The sequence below is a fragment of the Staphylococcus sp. 231237_7MaSpsaltlick genome (assembly GCF_043107035.1).
Genome location: NZ_JBICNX010000040.1, coordinates 1 through 15,597, shown reverse-complemented (window position 1 = coordinate 15,597; position 15,597 = coordinate 1). Strand labels below are relative to the sequence as shown.

Annotated in this window: 13 protein-coding genes and 1 riboswitch; of the genes, 5 read left to right on the top strand and 8 right to left on the bottom strand. The window is 31.8% G+C overall.

Annotated elements, in window-relative coordinates:
• The first annotated feature begins 19 nt into the window (after positions 1-19).
• A complete protein-coding gene (locus ACF91D_RS28370) occupies positions 20-1,279 on the top strand; it encodes an aminoacyltransferase (protein WP_069793091.1) in 1,260 nt (419 codons plus the stop codon).
• A gap of 335 nt (positions 1,280-1,614) precedes the next feature.
• Here ACF91D_RS28370 and ACF91D_RS28365 read toward each other — a convergent pair whose 3' ends face one another.
• The gene (locus ACF91D_RS28365) at positions 1,615-2,136 is read right to left on the bottom strand and encodes an HdeD family acid-resistance protein (protein ID WP_039066578.1); all 522 of its coding nucleotides are present in this window, start codon (positions 2,134-2,136) and stop codon (positions 1,615-1,617) included.
• Positions 2,137-3,027: 891 nt separating this feature from the next.
• Here ACF91D_RS28365 and ACF91D_RS28360 point away from each other — a divergent pair.
• On the top strand, positions 3,028-4,035 hold the full coding sequence (locus ACF91D_RS28360; RefSeq protein ID WP_107549094.1) for a siderophore ABC transporter substrate-binding protein: 1,008 nt from the start codon (positions 3,028-3,030) through the stop codon (positions 4,033-4,035).
• Positions 4,036-4,113: 78 nt separating this feature from the next.
• Here ACF91D_RS28360 and ACF91D_RS28355 read toward each other — a convergent pair whose 3' ends face one another.
• Positions 4,114-4,464: a hypothetical protein gene (locus ACF91D_RS28355; RefSeq protein WP_039066577.1), complete on the bottom strand. Its 351-nt coding sequence runs from the start codon at positions 4,462-4,464 to the stop codon at positions 4,114-4,116.
• Between the two features lie 243 nt (positions 4,465-4,707).
• Here ACF91D_RS28355 and pepF point away from each other — a divergent pair, with 243 nt between their 5' ends.
• Positions 4,708-6,516 carry an oligoendopeptidase F gene (pepF, locus tag ACF91D_RS28350; RefSeq protein ID WP_392438152.1) on the top strand — a complete coding sequence of 603 codons (1,809 nt, stop codon included), beginning with the start codon at positions 4,708-4,710 and terminating at the stop codon, positions 6,514-6,516.
• A 73-nt stretch (positions 6,517-6,589) separates the two neighbouring features.
• Here pepF and phoU read toward each other — a convergent pair whose 3' ends face one another.
• The 6 genes from phoU to ACF91D_RS28320 all read right to left on the bottom strand — a co-directional run bounded on the left by phoU (position 6,590) and on the right by ACF91D_RS28320 (position 12,454).
• A complete protein-coding gene (gene phoU, locus ACF91D_RS28345) occupies positions 6,590-7,240 on the bottom strand; it encodes a phosphate signaling complex protein PhoU (RefSeq protein ID WP_039066574.1) in 651 nt (216 codons plus the stop codon).
• A gap of 7 nt (positions 7,241-7,247) precedes the next feature.
• Positions 7,248-8,123, bottom strand: coding sequence for a phosphate ABC transporter ATP-binding protein PstB (gene pstB, locus ACF91D_RS28340; protein ID WP_039066571.1), 876 nt, complete (start codon positions 8,121-8,123; stop codon positions 7,248-7,250).
• A gap of 107 nt (positions 8,124-8,230) precedes the next feature.
• Positions 8,231-9,145, bottom strand: a complete 915-nt coding sequence (pstA, locus tag ACF91D_RS28335; protein WP_017724428.1) for a phosphate ABC transporter permease PstA — start codon at positions 9,143-9,145, stop codon at positions 8,231-8,233.
• 1 nt (position 9,146) lies between these two features.
• Complete coding sequence (gene pstC, locus ACF91D_RS28330) at positions 9,147-10,076, bottom strand: phosphate ABC transporter permease subunit PstC (RefSeq protein WP_039066568.1); 930 nt, start codon at positions 10,074-10,076, stop codon at positions 9,147-9,149.
• A 132-nt stretch (positions 10,077-10,208) separates the two neighbouring features.
• Entirely contained in the window at positions 10,209-11,162 is a 954-nt protein-coding gene (locus tag ACF91D_RS28325; RefSeq protein WP_039066567.1) for a PstS family phosphate ABC transporter substrate-binding protein, read from the bottom strand.
• A 392-nt stretch (positions 11,163-11,554) separates the two neighbouring features.
• Positions 11,555-12,454, bottom strand: coding sequence for a CvfB family protein (locus ACF91D_RS28320; RefSeq protein WP_039066565.1), 900 nt, complete (start codon positions 12,452-12,454; stop codon positions 11,555-11,557).
• A 143-nt stretch (positions 12,455-12,597) separates the two neighbouring features.
• On the opposite strand from ACF91D_RS28320, the gene ACF91D_RS28315 reads away from it, so the two are divergent.
• Together ACF91D_RS28315 and ACF91D_RS28310 are read left to right on the top strand one after the other, a co-directional pair.
• Positions 12,598-14,202: an ABC-F family ATP-binding cassette domain-containing protein gene (locus tag ACF91D_RS28315; protein WP_039066564.1), complete on the top strand. Its 1,605-nt coding sequence runs from the start codon at positions 12,598-12,600 to the stop codon at positions 14,200-14,202.
• A 191-nt stretch (positions 14,203-14,393) separates the two neighbouring features.
• The gene (locus ACF91D_RS28310) at positions 14,394-15,224 is read left to right on the top strand and encodes an aldo/keto reductase (protein ID WP_101049336.1); all 831 of its coding nucleotides are present in this window, start codon (positions 14,394-14,396) and stop codon (positions 15,222-15,224) included.
• A 189-nt stretch (positions 15,225-15,413) separates the two neighbouring features.
• A riboswitch (Lysine riboswitch) is annotated at positions 15,414-15,592 on the top strand.
• Positions 15,593-15,597: the final 5 nt, after the last annotated feature.

The window sequence follows — 15,597 nt, the reverse complement described above, 5'->3', positions numbered from 1 at the left end:
AGAAGGGAACTAAGCTAGAATGAAATTTACAGAGTTAACTGTCAAAGAATATGACAATTTTGTACAGAATCCAGCACTAGAGAGTCATTACTTTCAAGTGAAAGAAAATATTGCGACAAGAGAAGAAGATGGATTTCAAGTTGTTTTATTAGGCTTAAAAGATGACGACAATCAAGTTATTGCTGCTAGTCTTTTCTCTAAAATCCCTACAATGGGAAGCTATGTTTATTATTCAAATCGCGGACCGGTGATGGATTACAATGATTTAGGTTTAGTAGATTTCTATTTGCGAGAATTAGATACATATTTGCAACAGCATAATTGCTTGTATGTAAAAATGGATCCATATTGGATTTATCAAATTTATGATAAAGATATTAATCCTTTACCGAATGAAGATAAAAATGATGCGTTAGTAAATTTATTTAAAGCTCATAATTATACACATCATGGTTTTACAACGGAATATGATAGATCAAGTCAAGTGAGATGGATGGGTGTATTAAATCTTGATGGTGAAACGCCAGCTTCATTAAAAAAACAATTCGATAGCCAACGTAAGCGAAACATTAATAAAGCGATTAATTACGGTGTGAAAGTAAGATTATTACCAAGAGAAGAATTTGGAACGTTCTTAGAACTTTATCGCGAAACCGAAGAACGTGCTGGATTTGTCTCAAAAACAGATGAATATTTTTATAATTTTATCGATAATTATGGTGATAAAGCATTAGTACCATTGGCGTATATTGATTTAGATGAATATATCAATAGTACGCAAGAGGGTATTAATGAAAAAGAAGCACGTAGAGACCAAATGATGCAAAATGAAAACAAATCAGACAAGCAACTAAAGAAAATTACAGAGTTAGACAAGCAAATTAATCATGATAAAAAGGAATTGCTTCATGCAAGTGAATTAAGATTAACTGATGGGGCAATATTGAATCTAGCTGCTGGTGTATACTTTGCAAATGCGTATGAAGTAAATTATTTCTCAGGTGGTTCTTCAGAAAAATATAACCAATACATGGGACCTTATATGATGCACTGGTTTATGTTGAATTATTGTTTTGATCATGGATATGGACGTTATAATTTCTATGGACTATCAGGCGATTTTACTGAAAATAGCGAGGATTATGGTGTTTATCGCTTTAAACGTGGTTTTAATGTACAAATTGAAGAACTAATCGGTGATTTTTACAAACCAATCAAGAAATCGAAATATTGGTTGTTTAATACACTGAATAATTTAAGAAAAAAGATAAGAAAATAATAAAAAAGAAAGCATGCTGATGATGTAAGCCCTAATCAGTATGCTTTCTTTCGTTCTGAAGTTGGTTATATTAGGATGGCATTCCAATATAACAGTGAACTATAATGTGGAATAATCTTAGAAGTATATTTCTGGTTGTACCCCACGTATTTCAGTATAGCATAGGGTAAAACAATTTCAATATCTATGCATAAAAATGATTTTATAGTAAAAATAGTTATTATATTATTTTGAATTAATATTTTGAAACACACTAAAACACTCTGTTTTAGTGTGTTTTTGATTACAAATTTTTTCTCACTCTAAATAATAGTTTTTAGAGTGAGAAAAAATGACTAATATAATGCATCTATAATATAAGTGATACCTATAATAAAGAATACTGCACTTATAAATATTGCAATAATAAATGCTGCTATGAGTGGGTTAAACAGTAATATAATACCAAATATGATAGCTACAATATTTAGAAGAATTGAAATTAAATGAAAGCTTTTATTTGATTTTTCTACAGGAGTTACATTAAAAATATTGAAAACTGCGTTAATAATAAACCAAATTGCAAATAAATAAACAATAAAAGTCGTACTTGTTACTACATTAAACAGAATTAATAAACCAAGGATAATATTAATAATTCCAAGTAAGATTAGCAATGTAGATCTTTGCTGTGTTGCATTTTTGATTACTTGTCTTACGAATATTTCTAAAAACCCATTAATTATAAATAATAAACCAATTAACCATGTTATAGTAAATAAGTTTTCTTCTGGAAAACTTATGATAAACACGCCAATAATAAGAAAAATGACACCAATGGCTAAACTGGACCATTTAATATTTGAAGATTGTTGCATAAATCTCACTCCTAAAGTTTTTACTAAATAATATATACCCAAATAAAAGAAAATAACACTAATTTATAGTAAACTATAATTATGTTATGTAACCCTATGTTAATAACAATAAGATCAAAACCATATAATTAAAGAGTGCAAGTTCTTCTAGGGAAAACGGCATATGTTAAAGAAATCGCTTACTTTAGAATGTTTTTTCTATTATTTGTCTGAATTTTGGCGCTGAGATTTGGATTTCTGAGCATTGAATAACATTTCCGTGTATCCCATTATCGACTAATTGCAAATAAGCATCTATGTTTCATTTGATGTTATATACTGATAACTAAAAGTAAATTATGTTATGACTTATGGTATATAAAATACATACCGTTTTATATATGTATCTAGTTAATATTTTGTGGTAACGCAATATGCAAATTTACAAACGTGACTTAATACGCAAAGTAAATAATGGAATTAAAATAAATTGATATATATAGTGGCTCTAAATTTGAAATTTATTTTAGTTTACATAATATATATTATAGGAAGTTATATGTGTTTTGATATAATTTAAGTTCTTGACCCTATTTCATGATATTTAGTCCTGTTTATCATTTGCCAACTACTAACTATTTTAGTATAACTATTTGTTAAATACTAATATGATATTGTTACTTAAATAATTAAACCATCTGCATTTACGAAAATTACAAGTTTGATTTTTAATATTAGTCTAATGTTTATTTCGTTTCTTTATTTATGTATTGTTTAAACAATCGCAATGATTATTTAAAGTTGCTACAAATTTCATACAATCCTTCAGTCCTTAATAATTACTAAAAATCTAATTGATAATAGTTTTCAATTAATATATAATTAACTACTAGATTAAAGGAGGATTTTCATGTGAATAAATTTATATTAATTGCGCTAACAACTTTTTGTTTTTTATTTTTAGGTGCTTGTAGTAATGCTCACAGTGACAAAGAAACAAAACAAACTGTTAAAATTAAAACTTCTTATGAGTTTAAAGATAAAAATAAGGATCATAATAGAGGTGAAATGAAACATGAAGTTGTAGAGATTCCTGTAAATCCTAAACGAGTTGTAGTAATGGATTATGGCGCGTTAGATGTAATGCAACAATTAAAATTAGAAAATCATATAGTTGCTATTGCTAAGGGACAAGGAGCTTCATTTTTACCAGATAGACTAAAACCATTTAAGAATAGTAAATATAAAAATCTTGGGAATCCTGGACAACCTAATTATGATGAGTTAGCAAAGTCTAAACCAGATGTTATTTTTGCTTCTTTTAGACAAGCGCATACTAAAACTTTGGAAGAAATGAAGAAAGCTGCTCCAAATGCTAAAATTGTTTTTATAAGTCCGCAAAATGATGATTACATAGCTTCTATTAAGAATAATACTAAAAATATTGGTAAGATTTTCGAAAAGCAAAAAGAGGCAAAGAAATTAGTTACACAACTAGATGACAAAGTTGCTGAAACCAAAAAACGAGTTGGTGATGAATCAGTCTTGTTTTTAAACGTTGATGATAAAGGGTTAAAAACATATGGTTCTACTGGTAGATTTGGAGGTTTCTTAAACCAAGATTTAGGAATTAAGCATGCTGATAAACAAATGAAAGCAAACTCAAGTGGTATACTTATTTCTAATGAATACTTAAATGAAATTAATCCTGATAAATTATTTGTTATTGATAGAACAAAAAAAGCTAATGGACAAAGTAAAACGATACCACAATCGTTACAAAATGATGTTATAAAAAATTCCAAAGCAATTAAAAATGATGATGTTACACTATTTGAAGCAAATAGTTGGTTTTTCGGTGAAGGTGGCATCGGTTTAACTATTGATCAACTTAAGCAGATACAGAATGCTTACAAATAACCCCCACCACTAACCTATTTAGTGATAATAACAAAGAGGAATTGTAGCGATTTACGTTACAATTCCTCTTTGTTATACTTATCTTTTTTCTCTGTAATTTTCAATTTCGTCTTGTGGTATCCCCCCACGTTTACGAATCGCTTTTTTCGCTTTTTTCTCTCTACGTTTACGTCTCCAATTTCTTGTAGAATACCATACCAAGAAGCTGATGATTAAACTTAGTACAGCCATAAACGCTGCAAATCCAAGTAAAGGCTCATATGTAATGTCTTGGAAATTAGGAATTAAAAAAGCTACTATTGCTAATACTATAAATGTGAGTACAGCTGTAGCAAACCATTTATTTAATACGAGATTACAAAAAACAGTCACGACTATAACTGCAACAATTGTAATCCATAAAAAATTAGGCATATCAAAAATTGTCATATGTTGCACTCCTTATATTTGAAAACTTGGTTTTAAGTAGTATTAATTTAATTGTACTATACTTTCATATAAATAGTGTCAGCCTATGGGAGTATAATCTAATAATATCTACGCATTCTTCTGTCGTCAAACTATTTTACCACTCTTCCCTTCTTAGAATTTTATTAAACTTACAGTTGTATTTCTTATGGGAGTTTCATGTATAATAAACTGTGAATATTAATAAAATTTAGGAGTGATTCAATGACTGAAACATTACCATTCAGAAAAGAAGTGCCATTAGAAGAAACTTGGGATATTTCAGATTTATTTATCTCAGATGAAGCATTTTATCAAAATTTAACAGATACAATTGAGTCCGCTAAAGCATTTAATGTGCAATATATTAATCAAATGAATGATATACAAATAATTGAACAAGCTTTAGATGACTATTCTGAAATATTAATTCAATTAGACAGAATGGCTAATTATGCAGAATTACGCTTAAGTGTAGATACAGCCAATGAACAATCACAGACGCTTAGCGCGAAATTATCTACATCTTATGGCAAAATTGCAAGTGAGTTATCATTCGTAATCTCGGAGATTATAGCATTACCCGAACAAGATTTAAATGAACTAATTAATACGTCGAAATACCCTCATTTTCTTACTAAAGTTAAATCTAAAAAAGCATATGAATTATCACCAGAAGTAGAAAAGGTATTAGCAAGTTTGTCCCCCACTTTTGATAGTGCTTATGAATTGTATGGTACTACTAAAATGTTGGACATAAACTTTGAACCTTTTAAGCATAATAATCATATTTATCCTTTAGATTATGCAACATTTGAAAATGAGTACGAAGATAATCCTGATGCAACATTTAGAAAGACAAGTTTCAAGTATTTCAGCGATGCATTACGTAAATATCAACATACTACTGCTGCTACATACAATATGCAAGTTCAGCAAGAGAAAATAGAAGCTGATTTAAGAGGCTATGATTCCGTTATTGATTATTTGTTACAGGATCAAGAAGTAACACGTGATATGTTTAATCGTCAAATTGATGTAATTATGAGTGATTTGGCACCAATAATGCAAAAATATGCTAAGTTAATCAAACGTGTTCACGGCCTAGAAATTATGGGATTTGAAGATTTAAAAGTATCTATTGATCCAAATTATGAACCAGAAATTTCAATTGAAGAATCTAAGCAATATATTTATGGTGCTTTAGAAGTATTGGGAAAAGATTACTTAAAAATGGTTGAATCTGCGTACCATGATAGATGGATAGATTTTGCTCAAAATAAAGGTAAAGATACTGGTGCATTTTGTGCAAGTCCTTATGCATCACATTCGTATATCTTTATTTCGTGGACAGGTAAAATGACTGAAACCTTTGTTCTAGCACATGAGCTTGGCCATGCTGGTCACTTTACTTTGGCACAGAATCACCAAAATTATTTAGAATCGGAAGCTTCGATGTATTTTGTTGAAGCACCGTCAACAATGAATGAAATGCTTATGTCTAATTATCTGTTCAAAAATAGTGATAATCCTAAATTTAAACGTTGGGTAATAGGTTCGATTGTTTCAAGAACTTATTATCATAATATGGTTACACATTTATTAGAAGCAGCTTATCAACGTGAAGTCTATAATAAAGTGGATAATGGAGAATCATTAACGGCTCCTGTACTCAATCAAATTATGTTAGATGTATATGGCCAATTCTTTGGTGATAGTGTCAAATTAACAGAAGGTACAGAGTTGACATGGATGAGACAACCCCACTATTATATGGGATTATATTCTTATACGTATTCTGCTGGCTTAACAATTGGTACAGTTATGTCTCAACGCATTAAAAATGAAGGACAACCTGCAGTCGATGCTTGGTTAGAAACGTTGAAGGCTGGTGGTAGTAAATCGCCCGTAGCGCTCGCAGATATCGCTGGTATTGATATTCGTACAGACGCTCCTTTGAAATCAACAATTGGTTATATAGGTAGCCTTGTTGATGAACTAGAAAAACTTACAGATGAAATCGAGCAAAATTAAAGTGTGTAGGATGATATAAAAAGGCTCAATAGTCGCATAAGTATTTAACACTTTGCGACTATTGAGCCTTATTTTATTTATTATACGATTCGTAGCGATCTCCTGTGATGAAAAAGTAAATATTTTCAGCTATGTTAGTAATATGATCTCCTATACGTTCTAGATATCTTGCAGCTAAATGCGCTTGGCCAGCTACAAAAGGATCATTATCTATTAAATAAGTCGTATTGACTATGTTTCTATATAAATCGTCAATATCTACATCTCTTTCGATAATCTCTTTAATTAAAGTAATATCATTGTCTCTTACAGCATCGTTTAAATCTTTTAACATTAAAAGCGCAAGTTTTCCCATTGTATTAAGTCTTGTGAGGACGTAATTATCAATAATCTTAGCTCTAAGTCTAATTTCAGCAATGTTAGCTGAGTTGTCCCCGATACGTTCGAAATCAGAAGCAATTTTCATTGCTGCCATCATCAAACGCAAATCGCTGGCAATGGGTTGTTGCTTAGTTATAAGCATGATAACTTTTTCGTTAATTTCAGTTTCAATCGCATTGATATCTTTATCTTTGGCTATAGTTTGTCTAGCATAATTACGATCTTCTTCACTTAATGACGTTAATGCATATTCAATATTACGATATACATGAAGACCAAGTCGACGTAAGTCTTTGATTAAATCGTCGAGTTGGCCTTCATATTTGCGTCTAATAATCGCCATACTTAAATTATCCGAATCTACCAGAGATATAATCTTCTGTTTGTTTGTCAGAAGGATTTGAGAAAATCTTGTCAGTATCATCGTATTCATTTACATAGCCATTAAGGAAGAATGCAGTTTTATCAGAGACACGAGCTGCTTGTTGCATATTATGGGTCACAATAATAATCGAATATTTCTCTTTTAATTCTTGCACTAGTTCTTCAACTTTTAATGTAGAAATAGGATCTAAAGCAGAAGTTGGCTCATCCATCAATATGACATCTGGTTCGATTGCTAACGTACGAGCGATGCAAACACGTTGTTGCTGTCCGCCTGATAAACTGTATGCGTTTGTATCTAAACGATCTTTTAATTCATCCCAGATTGCTGCGCCACGTAATGATTTTTCTACAATTTCATCTAAAACTTTTTTATTTTTAATACCATGAATTTTAGGGCCGTATGTGATATTATCATAAATTGATTTAGGGAATGGATTTGGTTGTTGGAATACCATACCAACATTTGTTCTTAATTTTTCAACAGAATATTTATCATCAAAAATATTATTATCACGATATAAAATTTTTCCTGCTGTTTTAACAGATGGTACCAGTTCTACCATACGGTTTAATGCTTTGATATATGTTGATTTACCGCAACCAGAAGGCCCGATAATAGCAGTTACATTATTTTCTAAAATATCGAGATTAATATTTTTTAAAGCATGGTTTTCACCATACCATAAGTCTAAGTTTTTAGTAGAATACACAATATTTTTTTGCGTATCAGATATTTTATTATCCGATGCATTTGGATCTATTGTTGCTATAGGTGTGTCATTACGGTTCGTATGTGATTGTAAATCATCATTTCTATCTTTAATTTGTTTGTTAGTCATAATTAAAACTCCTTTTTTAAGGCTAAGAGCTAACATTTTCGAAAAAATGTTAGCATATTCCCATTTTTATAGCCTAGTTAGATAAAATCTTGTGTTCGATTACTAAATTAATATTTTTTGCTGTATTTATTTCTTAAGAATATTGCGATAGCGTTCATCAATAATAAGATGACTAGTAATACGATTATTCCCGCTGAAGCTACGTTTTGGAATTCTGCCTGAGGTAATTTAGCCCAGTTGTAGATTGCCATTGGTAATGCTTGGAACTGATCAAATACACTTGATGGTAATTGTAACAACACAGTTGGTATACCGATGAGGATTAATGGTGCAGTTTCACCTAATGCTCTAGATAGAGCAAGTATAAAGCCTGTTAATATACCAGGTATTGCTGCTGGCAATACAATGCGACGAATCGTTTGCCATTTATTACCACCTAACCCGTATGAAGCTTCCCTAATTGAATTAGGTACTGCTCTTATAGCTTCTTGGCTAGCTACAATAATTACAGGCAGAATTAACAACGACATTGTCAGCGCAGCGGCTAAGATAGAATTACTTAGCGCTAAAGCTTCGATACCCATGCCTCGAACAAAAATAGTTAAACCTAGTAAACCGAATACCACTGATGGAACACCAGCTAAGTTTGAAATACTAACTTTAATAAAATTTGTAAATGCATTATCTTTAGCATATTCTTCTAAATAAATTGCAGTTCCGACACCTAAAATAATAGAAATTGGGATGATTGTAATCATCAACCATACTGTTCCGATTAAGGCACCTTTTATACCTGCCATCGATGGTGTTGAGGATGAGAAACTTGTGAAAAATGATGGTGTCAGATGTCCTACGCCTTTAAAGAGTGTATCTATGATTAATGCTGCTAAGACAAGTAAACCGATCATCGTACAAGCAAAAAATGCCCATTTATTAATTTTATTAACGGATAAGCGTCCAGAGAGTTTTTTCTCAACGGTGTTTTGATCGACAAGTACTTTGCTATTGTTTGTTTCAGCCATATTAATACTCCTCTCTGAAACGTTTTGTGATCCAATGTGATAATAAGTTCATGATTAAAGTGAAAATAAATAACGTGAAACCTACAGCGTATATACTGTAATAAATATCTGATCCAAATGTTGCGTCCCCTGTAGCTACTTGTACGATATAACCAGTCATTGTTTGAATAGAACCAGTTAAATCCAATGAAGCAGTTGGTGTACTACCGGCTGCAAGAGATACAATCATTGTTTCGCCTATAGCACGTGATATAGCTAAAACAATTGATGCCATGATACCTGATGTAGCTGCTGGTAATACTACTTTAGTTGCGACTTCGAATTTTGTTGCGCCGAGACCTAAAGCACCTTCACGCATTTTGTTTGGAACAGAAGACATGGCATCTTCGCTCATGCTTGAGATTAACGGTATAATCATGACCCCTACGACTAATCCTGGACTGATAGAGTTGAAACTTCCTAATTCCGGGAATATAGAACGTAATAGTGGTGTAACAAAAGTTAAAGCGAAGAAACCAAATACGATTGTCGGAATACCGGAAAGTATTTCTAATATTGGTTTAATAATGCTTCTTGCTCTATGTGAAGCATATTCACTTAAATACAATGCTGCACCTAAACCAAGTGGTACTGCAACAACGGTAGCGATGGCTGTAATTTTTAATGTTCCTAAAATTAAAGCCCAGATACCATATTTAGGTGTTGATGAAAATGGATTCCATTCCATTGTAAGGAAAAAGTCTGCTAATGAAACGCGTGTGAAAAATGTGATTGTTTCTGTTAACAGTGTTACGATAATGCCAATTGTTGCTAAAATAGAGAAAACTGCAATAATGCCTAAAATGATTGGTGCAATTTTATCGCTTGTACCATTCTTTTTAGCATTATTTTTTGCTATCATTTCACTTACGGAGAGGTTATTATTCGCCATGTGAATTCCTTCCTTCTTGTAAACTCCCAATTATTTAAAAAAGTTGGGACTGGAAGTGTGATGACAAAGTAGTGTACAAAGTTTACTTTGTGTCCATTCCAGAATCCCAACCCTTATCGATTTAATTAAAAATTATTTGTCTTCTTTTTTGCTGTCTTTGCTTTCTTTACCAATAATATCTTTTAATTTATCTTGTTGTTCTTTGTAATCTTTTTCAGGTAATGCTACGAAACCTGCATCTTCAGCTGATTTACCTTTGTCTTCAAGTACAAATTTCATAAAGTCTTGGAATCCTTCATTATCTTTTAATTTTTTCTCATTTGTGTAAATGTATAATGGTCTACTTAAAGCGTAAGAACCATCTTGGATTGTTTTCTTAGTTGGCTCGGTAGTTTTACCTTCATCATCTTTAACTTTAACTTCTTTTAATTTATCTTTGTTTTGTTCGTAGAAGTTGTAACCAAAGTAACCAACACCATTTTCATTGTTTTGAACTGATTGTACTATTACGTTTGTATCAGCGTTTTTCTCAGCCTTGATATCCCCTTTATCCATTACTTCTTCAGTAAAGAAGTCGTAAGTACCATGTGATTGGTCAGGTGAGAAAGCTTTAATTTCTTTTGATGGCCATTCTGAATTAACATCTTTCCAAGTTTTTGCTTCGCCTGAGTAGATTTTCTTAAGTTGTTCTTTTGTAAGTTCATCAACGAAATCATTATCTTTGTTTACGGTAATCGTTACACCATCTTGAGCAATTTTGAATTCATCGTATTTAATGCCTTTATCATCTAGTTTTTTCTTTTCTTCATCTTTGATTGGTCTAGAAGCGTTTGAAAAATCAGTATTCCCTGCTATGAATTTCTCAAAGCCGCCACCTGTACCTGAAGTACCAGAAGAAACTGTTACATCTGAATTATCTTTAGCAAATTTTTCATTTAGTTTTTCAATGATTGGACCTACTGTAGAAGAGCCATCGCCCTTAACTTCTCCTTCGCCTTTACCTGAGTCTGCGTTACCGCCACCACAAGCACCTAATAAAAGTGAAGCGCCGATTGCTGTAGTACCAAATAATTGCCATTTTTTCATTGAAACATCCTCCTAATAAGTGAATAACCCAAAAGTTATATGTATTTATTACAGTTCCTATACTACACACAATTTATTAAATACAAATATAGTTAGTGTAAATGTTTCGTTAAGAAAACATTTACACCGTTTACAATGTTTATATTTGGAATATGATAATATGCATTAGTACTAAAAATGCTTTGATAGCACTGTTTTTAGCGTAAGTGATATATTACGAAAATTTAGGGTTTGTAATATAAACGCTAAAAAACCTGAAAATAACTACTTTACCGTAGTATTTTCAGGTTATAAGGTGTACTTCTATAAAGAATAATTTGATTTAATTATATTCTATGTTCTGTGTTATCAAGGTAATTGTTGAATATAGTTTTTACATTTAACTTCGTGGACTATTTTTCTACTCGGTCCCAGCCCTTTTGAGTTAATGCTATTTTACCACTTTCAATATTAATAATTTTGTTTTTGTAAAGGTGGCCAATCGCTCTTTTAAATGATCCTTTGCTCATGTTGAAAATCTCTTTAATGGCTTCTGGACTTGATTTGTCTGAAAATGGTAGTTCACCGTTATATTCTACAAGTAAATCAAAAATGTGTTGCCCATCATCATCCAGTCTTTCGTGAGCTAATGGTAAAAATGACCCGTTTAATTCACCTTTATCATTTTGGCCAATAATACGTACTTTTACATTTTCACCAAGACGTGGTTCTGCTTTACGTTCAGATTCATGAACAAATATTTTATATCCATCTTTAGATAGTAAGAAACTACCAATTCTTAATAGACGATATGGTCTAGCTTCGATAACTTGGTTTTGTTTTTCATTTTCAAATGAAGGGGTGTACATTTGTTCGACAATAGTTTCAGTTGCTAAACGCGCAAACATATTGTTGTCTCTGTCCACACGTAAAGTAACAAATAACTCATCACCTTGTATTGGCCATACTTCTTTTACTTTTGGTAAATCTACCCAAGGAATTAATACTTCTCTTGGTAAACCGACATCTACATGCGCGCCATCGCGGTCTGTTTTGATCACTTTAACAAAAGCATACTTATCTGTTGTGATATCAGGCATATTTTGTGTGGCAAATAATGCTCCTGATCTGTTTGGATAGATGAAGAAACTATATTCTTCTCCTATTTGTAATTCATCTTCTTCGTTAATTTCAGATTGGTTTAGTTTTACGTCTTCGCCATTTGGTCCTCTTAATTGATATGTTGAGCCTTCTATACCAACAACTTCAAGAAATTCTATTGAACCTACTATATCTTTTTCATCTTGGGCCATACTTTTCTCCTTCGTACATAAATTTATTCTTTCTTATTATAACATGCTATAAGGAAACAAGCATCAGTATAGCGAGAATGGTCGAAAGTACAAGCTAAGTGTGTTATAATTTGTCCGGTAGATTAACGAAAAGGAGTAAATGCATGTTACAAGTTACTGATGTAAGTTTACGATTTGGCGATCGTAAATTATTCGAAGATGTAAATATTAAGTTTACAGACGGCAATTGCTATGGTTTGATTGGGGCAAATGGAGCTGGTAAATCAACGTTCTTAAAGATTTTATCAGGTGAATTAGATGCTCAAACTGGCCATGTTTCAATGGGTAAAAATGAACGTTTAGCAGTATTAAAACAAGATCACTTCGCTTTTGAAGATGAACGTGTGTTAGATGTTGTTATTAAAGGTCATGAACGTTTATATGAAGTAATGAAAGAAAAAGACGAAATTTATATGAAACCAGATTTCAGTGATGAAGATGGTATCAGAGCTGCTGAACTTGAAGGTGAATTCGCAGAAATGGACGGTTGGAATGCAGAGGCAGATGCCGGTTCCCTACTTTCTGGTCTTGGTATTAAAGCCGACTTGCAAGACAAGAAGATGTCAGAATTAGAAAATAATCAAAAAGTTAAAGTATTATTAGCACAGAGTCTTTTTGGTCAACCAGACGTACTATTATTAGATGAGCCTACCAACGGACTAGATATTCCCGCTATCAGTTGGTTAGAAGATTTCCTTATTAATTTCGATAATACTGTTATCGTTGTATCACATGATAGACACTTTTTAAATAATGTATGTACACATATTGCTGATTTAGATTATGGAAAGATTAAAGTTTATGTTGGTAACTATGACTTCTGGTATCAATCAAGTGAATTAGCTATGAAAATGGCTCAAGATCAAAATAAGAAAAAAGAAGAAAAAATTAAAGAGTTACAAGACTTTGTTGCGCGTTTCTCTGCGAACGCTTCTAAATCTAAACAAGCGACAAGTCGTAAAAAGCAATTAGAGAAAATTGAACTCGATGATATTCAACCTTCTTCTCGCCGTTACCCATTTGTGAAATTCACACCGGAACGTGAAATTGGTAACGATTTATTATTTGTAGAAAACCTATCAAAATCAATAGATGGTGTTAAAGTTCTTGATAACATTTCGTTTACTATGGATCCAAATGATAAAGCTGTGTTAATTGGCGATAGTGAATTTGCTAAATCAACATTACTGAAAATACTAGCCGGAGAAATGGAACCTGATGAAGGTACAGTAAGATGGGGTGTTACTACATCTCGTAGTTACTTCCCTAAAGATAACTCAGAATTCTTTGAAGGTGTAGACATGAATCTTGTCGATTGGTTACGCCAATACGCCCCTGAGGATGAGCAAACTGAAACGTTCTTACGTGGTTTCTTAGGTCGTATGTTATTTAGTGGTGAAGAAGTTAAGAAAAAAGCAAGTGTATTATCAGGTGGAGAAAAAGTACGTTGTATGCTAAGTAAAATGATGTTATCAAGCGCAAACGTATTATTACTTGATGAGCCTACAAACCACTTAGATTTAGAAAGTATTACTGCTGTTAATGATGGTTTGAAAAACTTTAAAGGGTCGCTTATTTTCACTTCTTATGACTTTGAATTTATTAATACAATCGCAAACCGTGTCATCGACTTAAATCCAGCTGGAGCTGTATCTAAAGAGATATCATACCAAGCTTATTTAGAAGAAACTGGTGTATTAACAAAATAATTAACGATTGTTAAATAATAATTAAAAATATGAAAATATATTTGTCTGCCGGGTTATAATTATAATCTGGCAGACTTTTTATTACTCCCCTTTTGATGATTGTAAAACAAATGTTGTATGGGCCAATTACTTTGAAATGCTTTTCAAGAATTATATAATCATTATAAGTTTAAGCTAGGAGGAATTTGAAAATGCAAAATTTAGATATGATTGATGGAAAGATAATACCACAAATAGGATTTGGCACATATAAATTAAGCGGTGTATCAGGAATGCATGCGATTGTTAGTGCGTTAAATCAAGGTTATCGTTTATTAGATACTGCATACAATTATGAGAATGAAGGCACCGTCGGTAAAGCGATTGAACAGAGTCATGTCTCAAGAGACCAAATAATTGTAACTTCTAAACTTCCTGGACGTTATCAAGACTACAATGCGGCAATGATTGCTATTCAAGAATCGATTTATCGTTTGAATGTGGAATATATCGATTTATACTTAATACATTGGCCAAATCCAAGACATGGTAAATTTATTGAGGCTTGGCAAGCTATGATTGATGCTCGTAATGCTGGGCTAATTAAATCTATCGGTGTATGTAATTTCTTGCCTGAACACATTGAAACGTTAGAACAAGAAACAGGCGTCCTGCCCTCAGTTAACCAAATAGAATTACATCCTTATTTTAATCAACAAGATATGATTAGCTATCATAATGAAAAAGGAATTATCACACAAGCATGGAGCCCTCTTGGTCGTGCTTCAGAAGTTATAAATGATAAGGATATTGAAGTGATAGCAGAAAAATACGATAAAACCATTCCTCAAATTATTTTAAGATGGCATATTCAAAATGGTGTAGTACCTATTCCAAAAGCAACTTCTATTGCTAGACAAATTCAAAATAAAGAAGTTTTTGATTTCACTTTAGAGCATGATGATATAGAAAAAATAAATGCTTTAACTCAAAAAGACGGCAGATTAAAAGGACAAGATCCAGCAGTATATGAAGAATTTTAGGCTGTTTTTGCTATGATTATTAAAAAGTGAAAATAAATTTGAGTTAATACTCAATACTTTTTACACATAAGTTGCAAAAATAATTTATAAAGTGTTGGATTTTTCAGTAAATTAAAAAAACTTCGTAAAAGCGGTTTACAGTATATGGATGCCTATGTATAATATGTATCATAAACAAAAAATTAAATATGGTTTTGATGAGGCGCATCAATCATTAGTAATTATTAGAAGAACCTGCCTGCTAGCAGCTAATTTTGAAAGGGTGAGATGCCGAAACAGTTATAATAGCAGCTTATAACACGTTGGACTTTATGGTTAAGAGCTAAGAGTCTGTCATTATTTTAAAATAATGGAGTGCATCACTTGTATATAT

Excerpts from the sequence above, each read along its gene's own strand:
- ACF91D_RS28370 (WP_069793091.1), top strand. The coding sequence starts at position 20 with ATGAAATTTACAGAGTTAACTGTCAAAGAATATGACAATTTTGTACAG.
- ACF91D_RS28365 (WP_039066578.1), bottom strand. The coding sequence starts at position 2,136 with ATGCAACAATCTTCAAATATTAAATGGTCCAGTTTAGCCATTGGTGTC.
- ACF91D_RS28355 (WP_039066577.1), bottom strand. The coding sequence starts at position 4,464 with ATGACAATTTTTGATATGCCTAATTTTTTATGGATTACAATTGTTGCA.
- pepF (WP_392438152.1), top strand. The coding sequence starts at position 4,708 with ATGACTGAAACATTACCATTCAGAAAAGAAGTGCCATTAGAAGAAACT.
- phoU (WP_039066574.1), bottom strand. The coding sequence starts at position 7,240 with ATGGCGATTATTAGACGCAAATATGAAGGCCAACTCGACGATTTAATC.
- pstB (WP_039066571.1), bottom strand. The coding sequence starts at position 8,123 with ATGACTAACAAACAAATTAAAGATAGAAATGATGATTTACAATCACAT.
- pstA (WP_017724428.1), bottom strand. The coding sequence starts at position 9,145 with ATGGCTGAAACAAACAATAGCAAAGTACTTGTCGATCAAAACACCGTT.
- pstC (WP_039066568.1), bottom strand. The coding sequence starts at position 10,076 with ATGGCGAATAATAACCTCTCCGTAAGTGAAATGATAGCAAAAAATAAT.
- ACF91D_RS28325 (WP_039066567.1), bottom strand. The coding sequence starts at position 11,162 with ATGAAAAAATGGCAATTATTTGGTACTACAGCAATCGGCGCTTCACTT.
- ACF91D_RS28320 (WP_039066565.1), bottom strand. The coding sequence starts at position 12,454 with ATGGCCCAAGATGAAAAAGATATAGTAGGTTCAATAGAATTTCTTGAA.
- ACF91D_RS28315 (WP_039066564.1), top strand. The coding sequence starts at position 12,598 with ATGTTACAAGTTACTGATGTAAGTTTACGATTTGGCGATCGTAAATTA.
- ACF91D_RS28310 (WP_101049336.1), top strand. The coding sequence starts at position 14,394 with ATGCAAAATTTAGATATGATTGATGGAAAGATAATACCACAAATAGGA.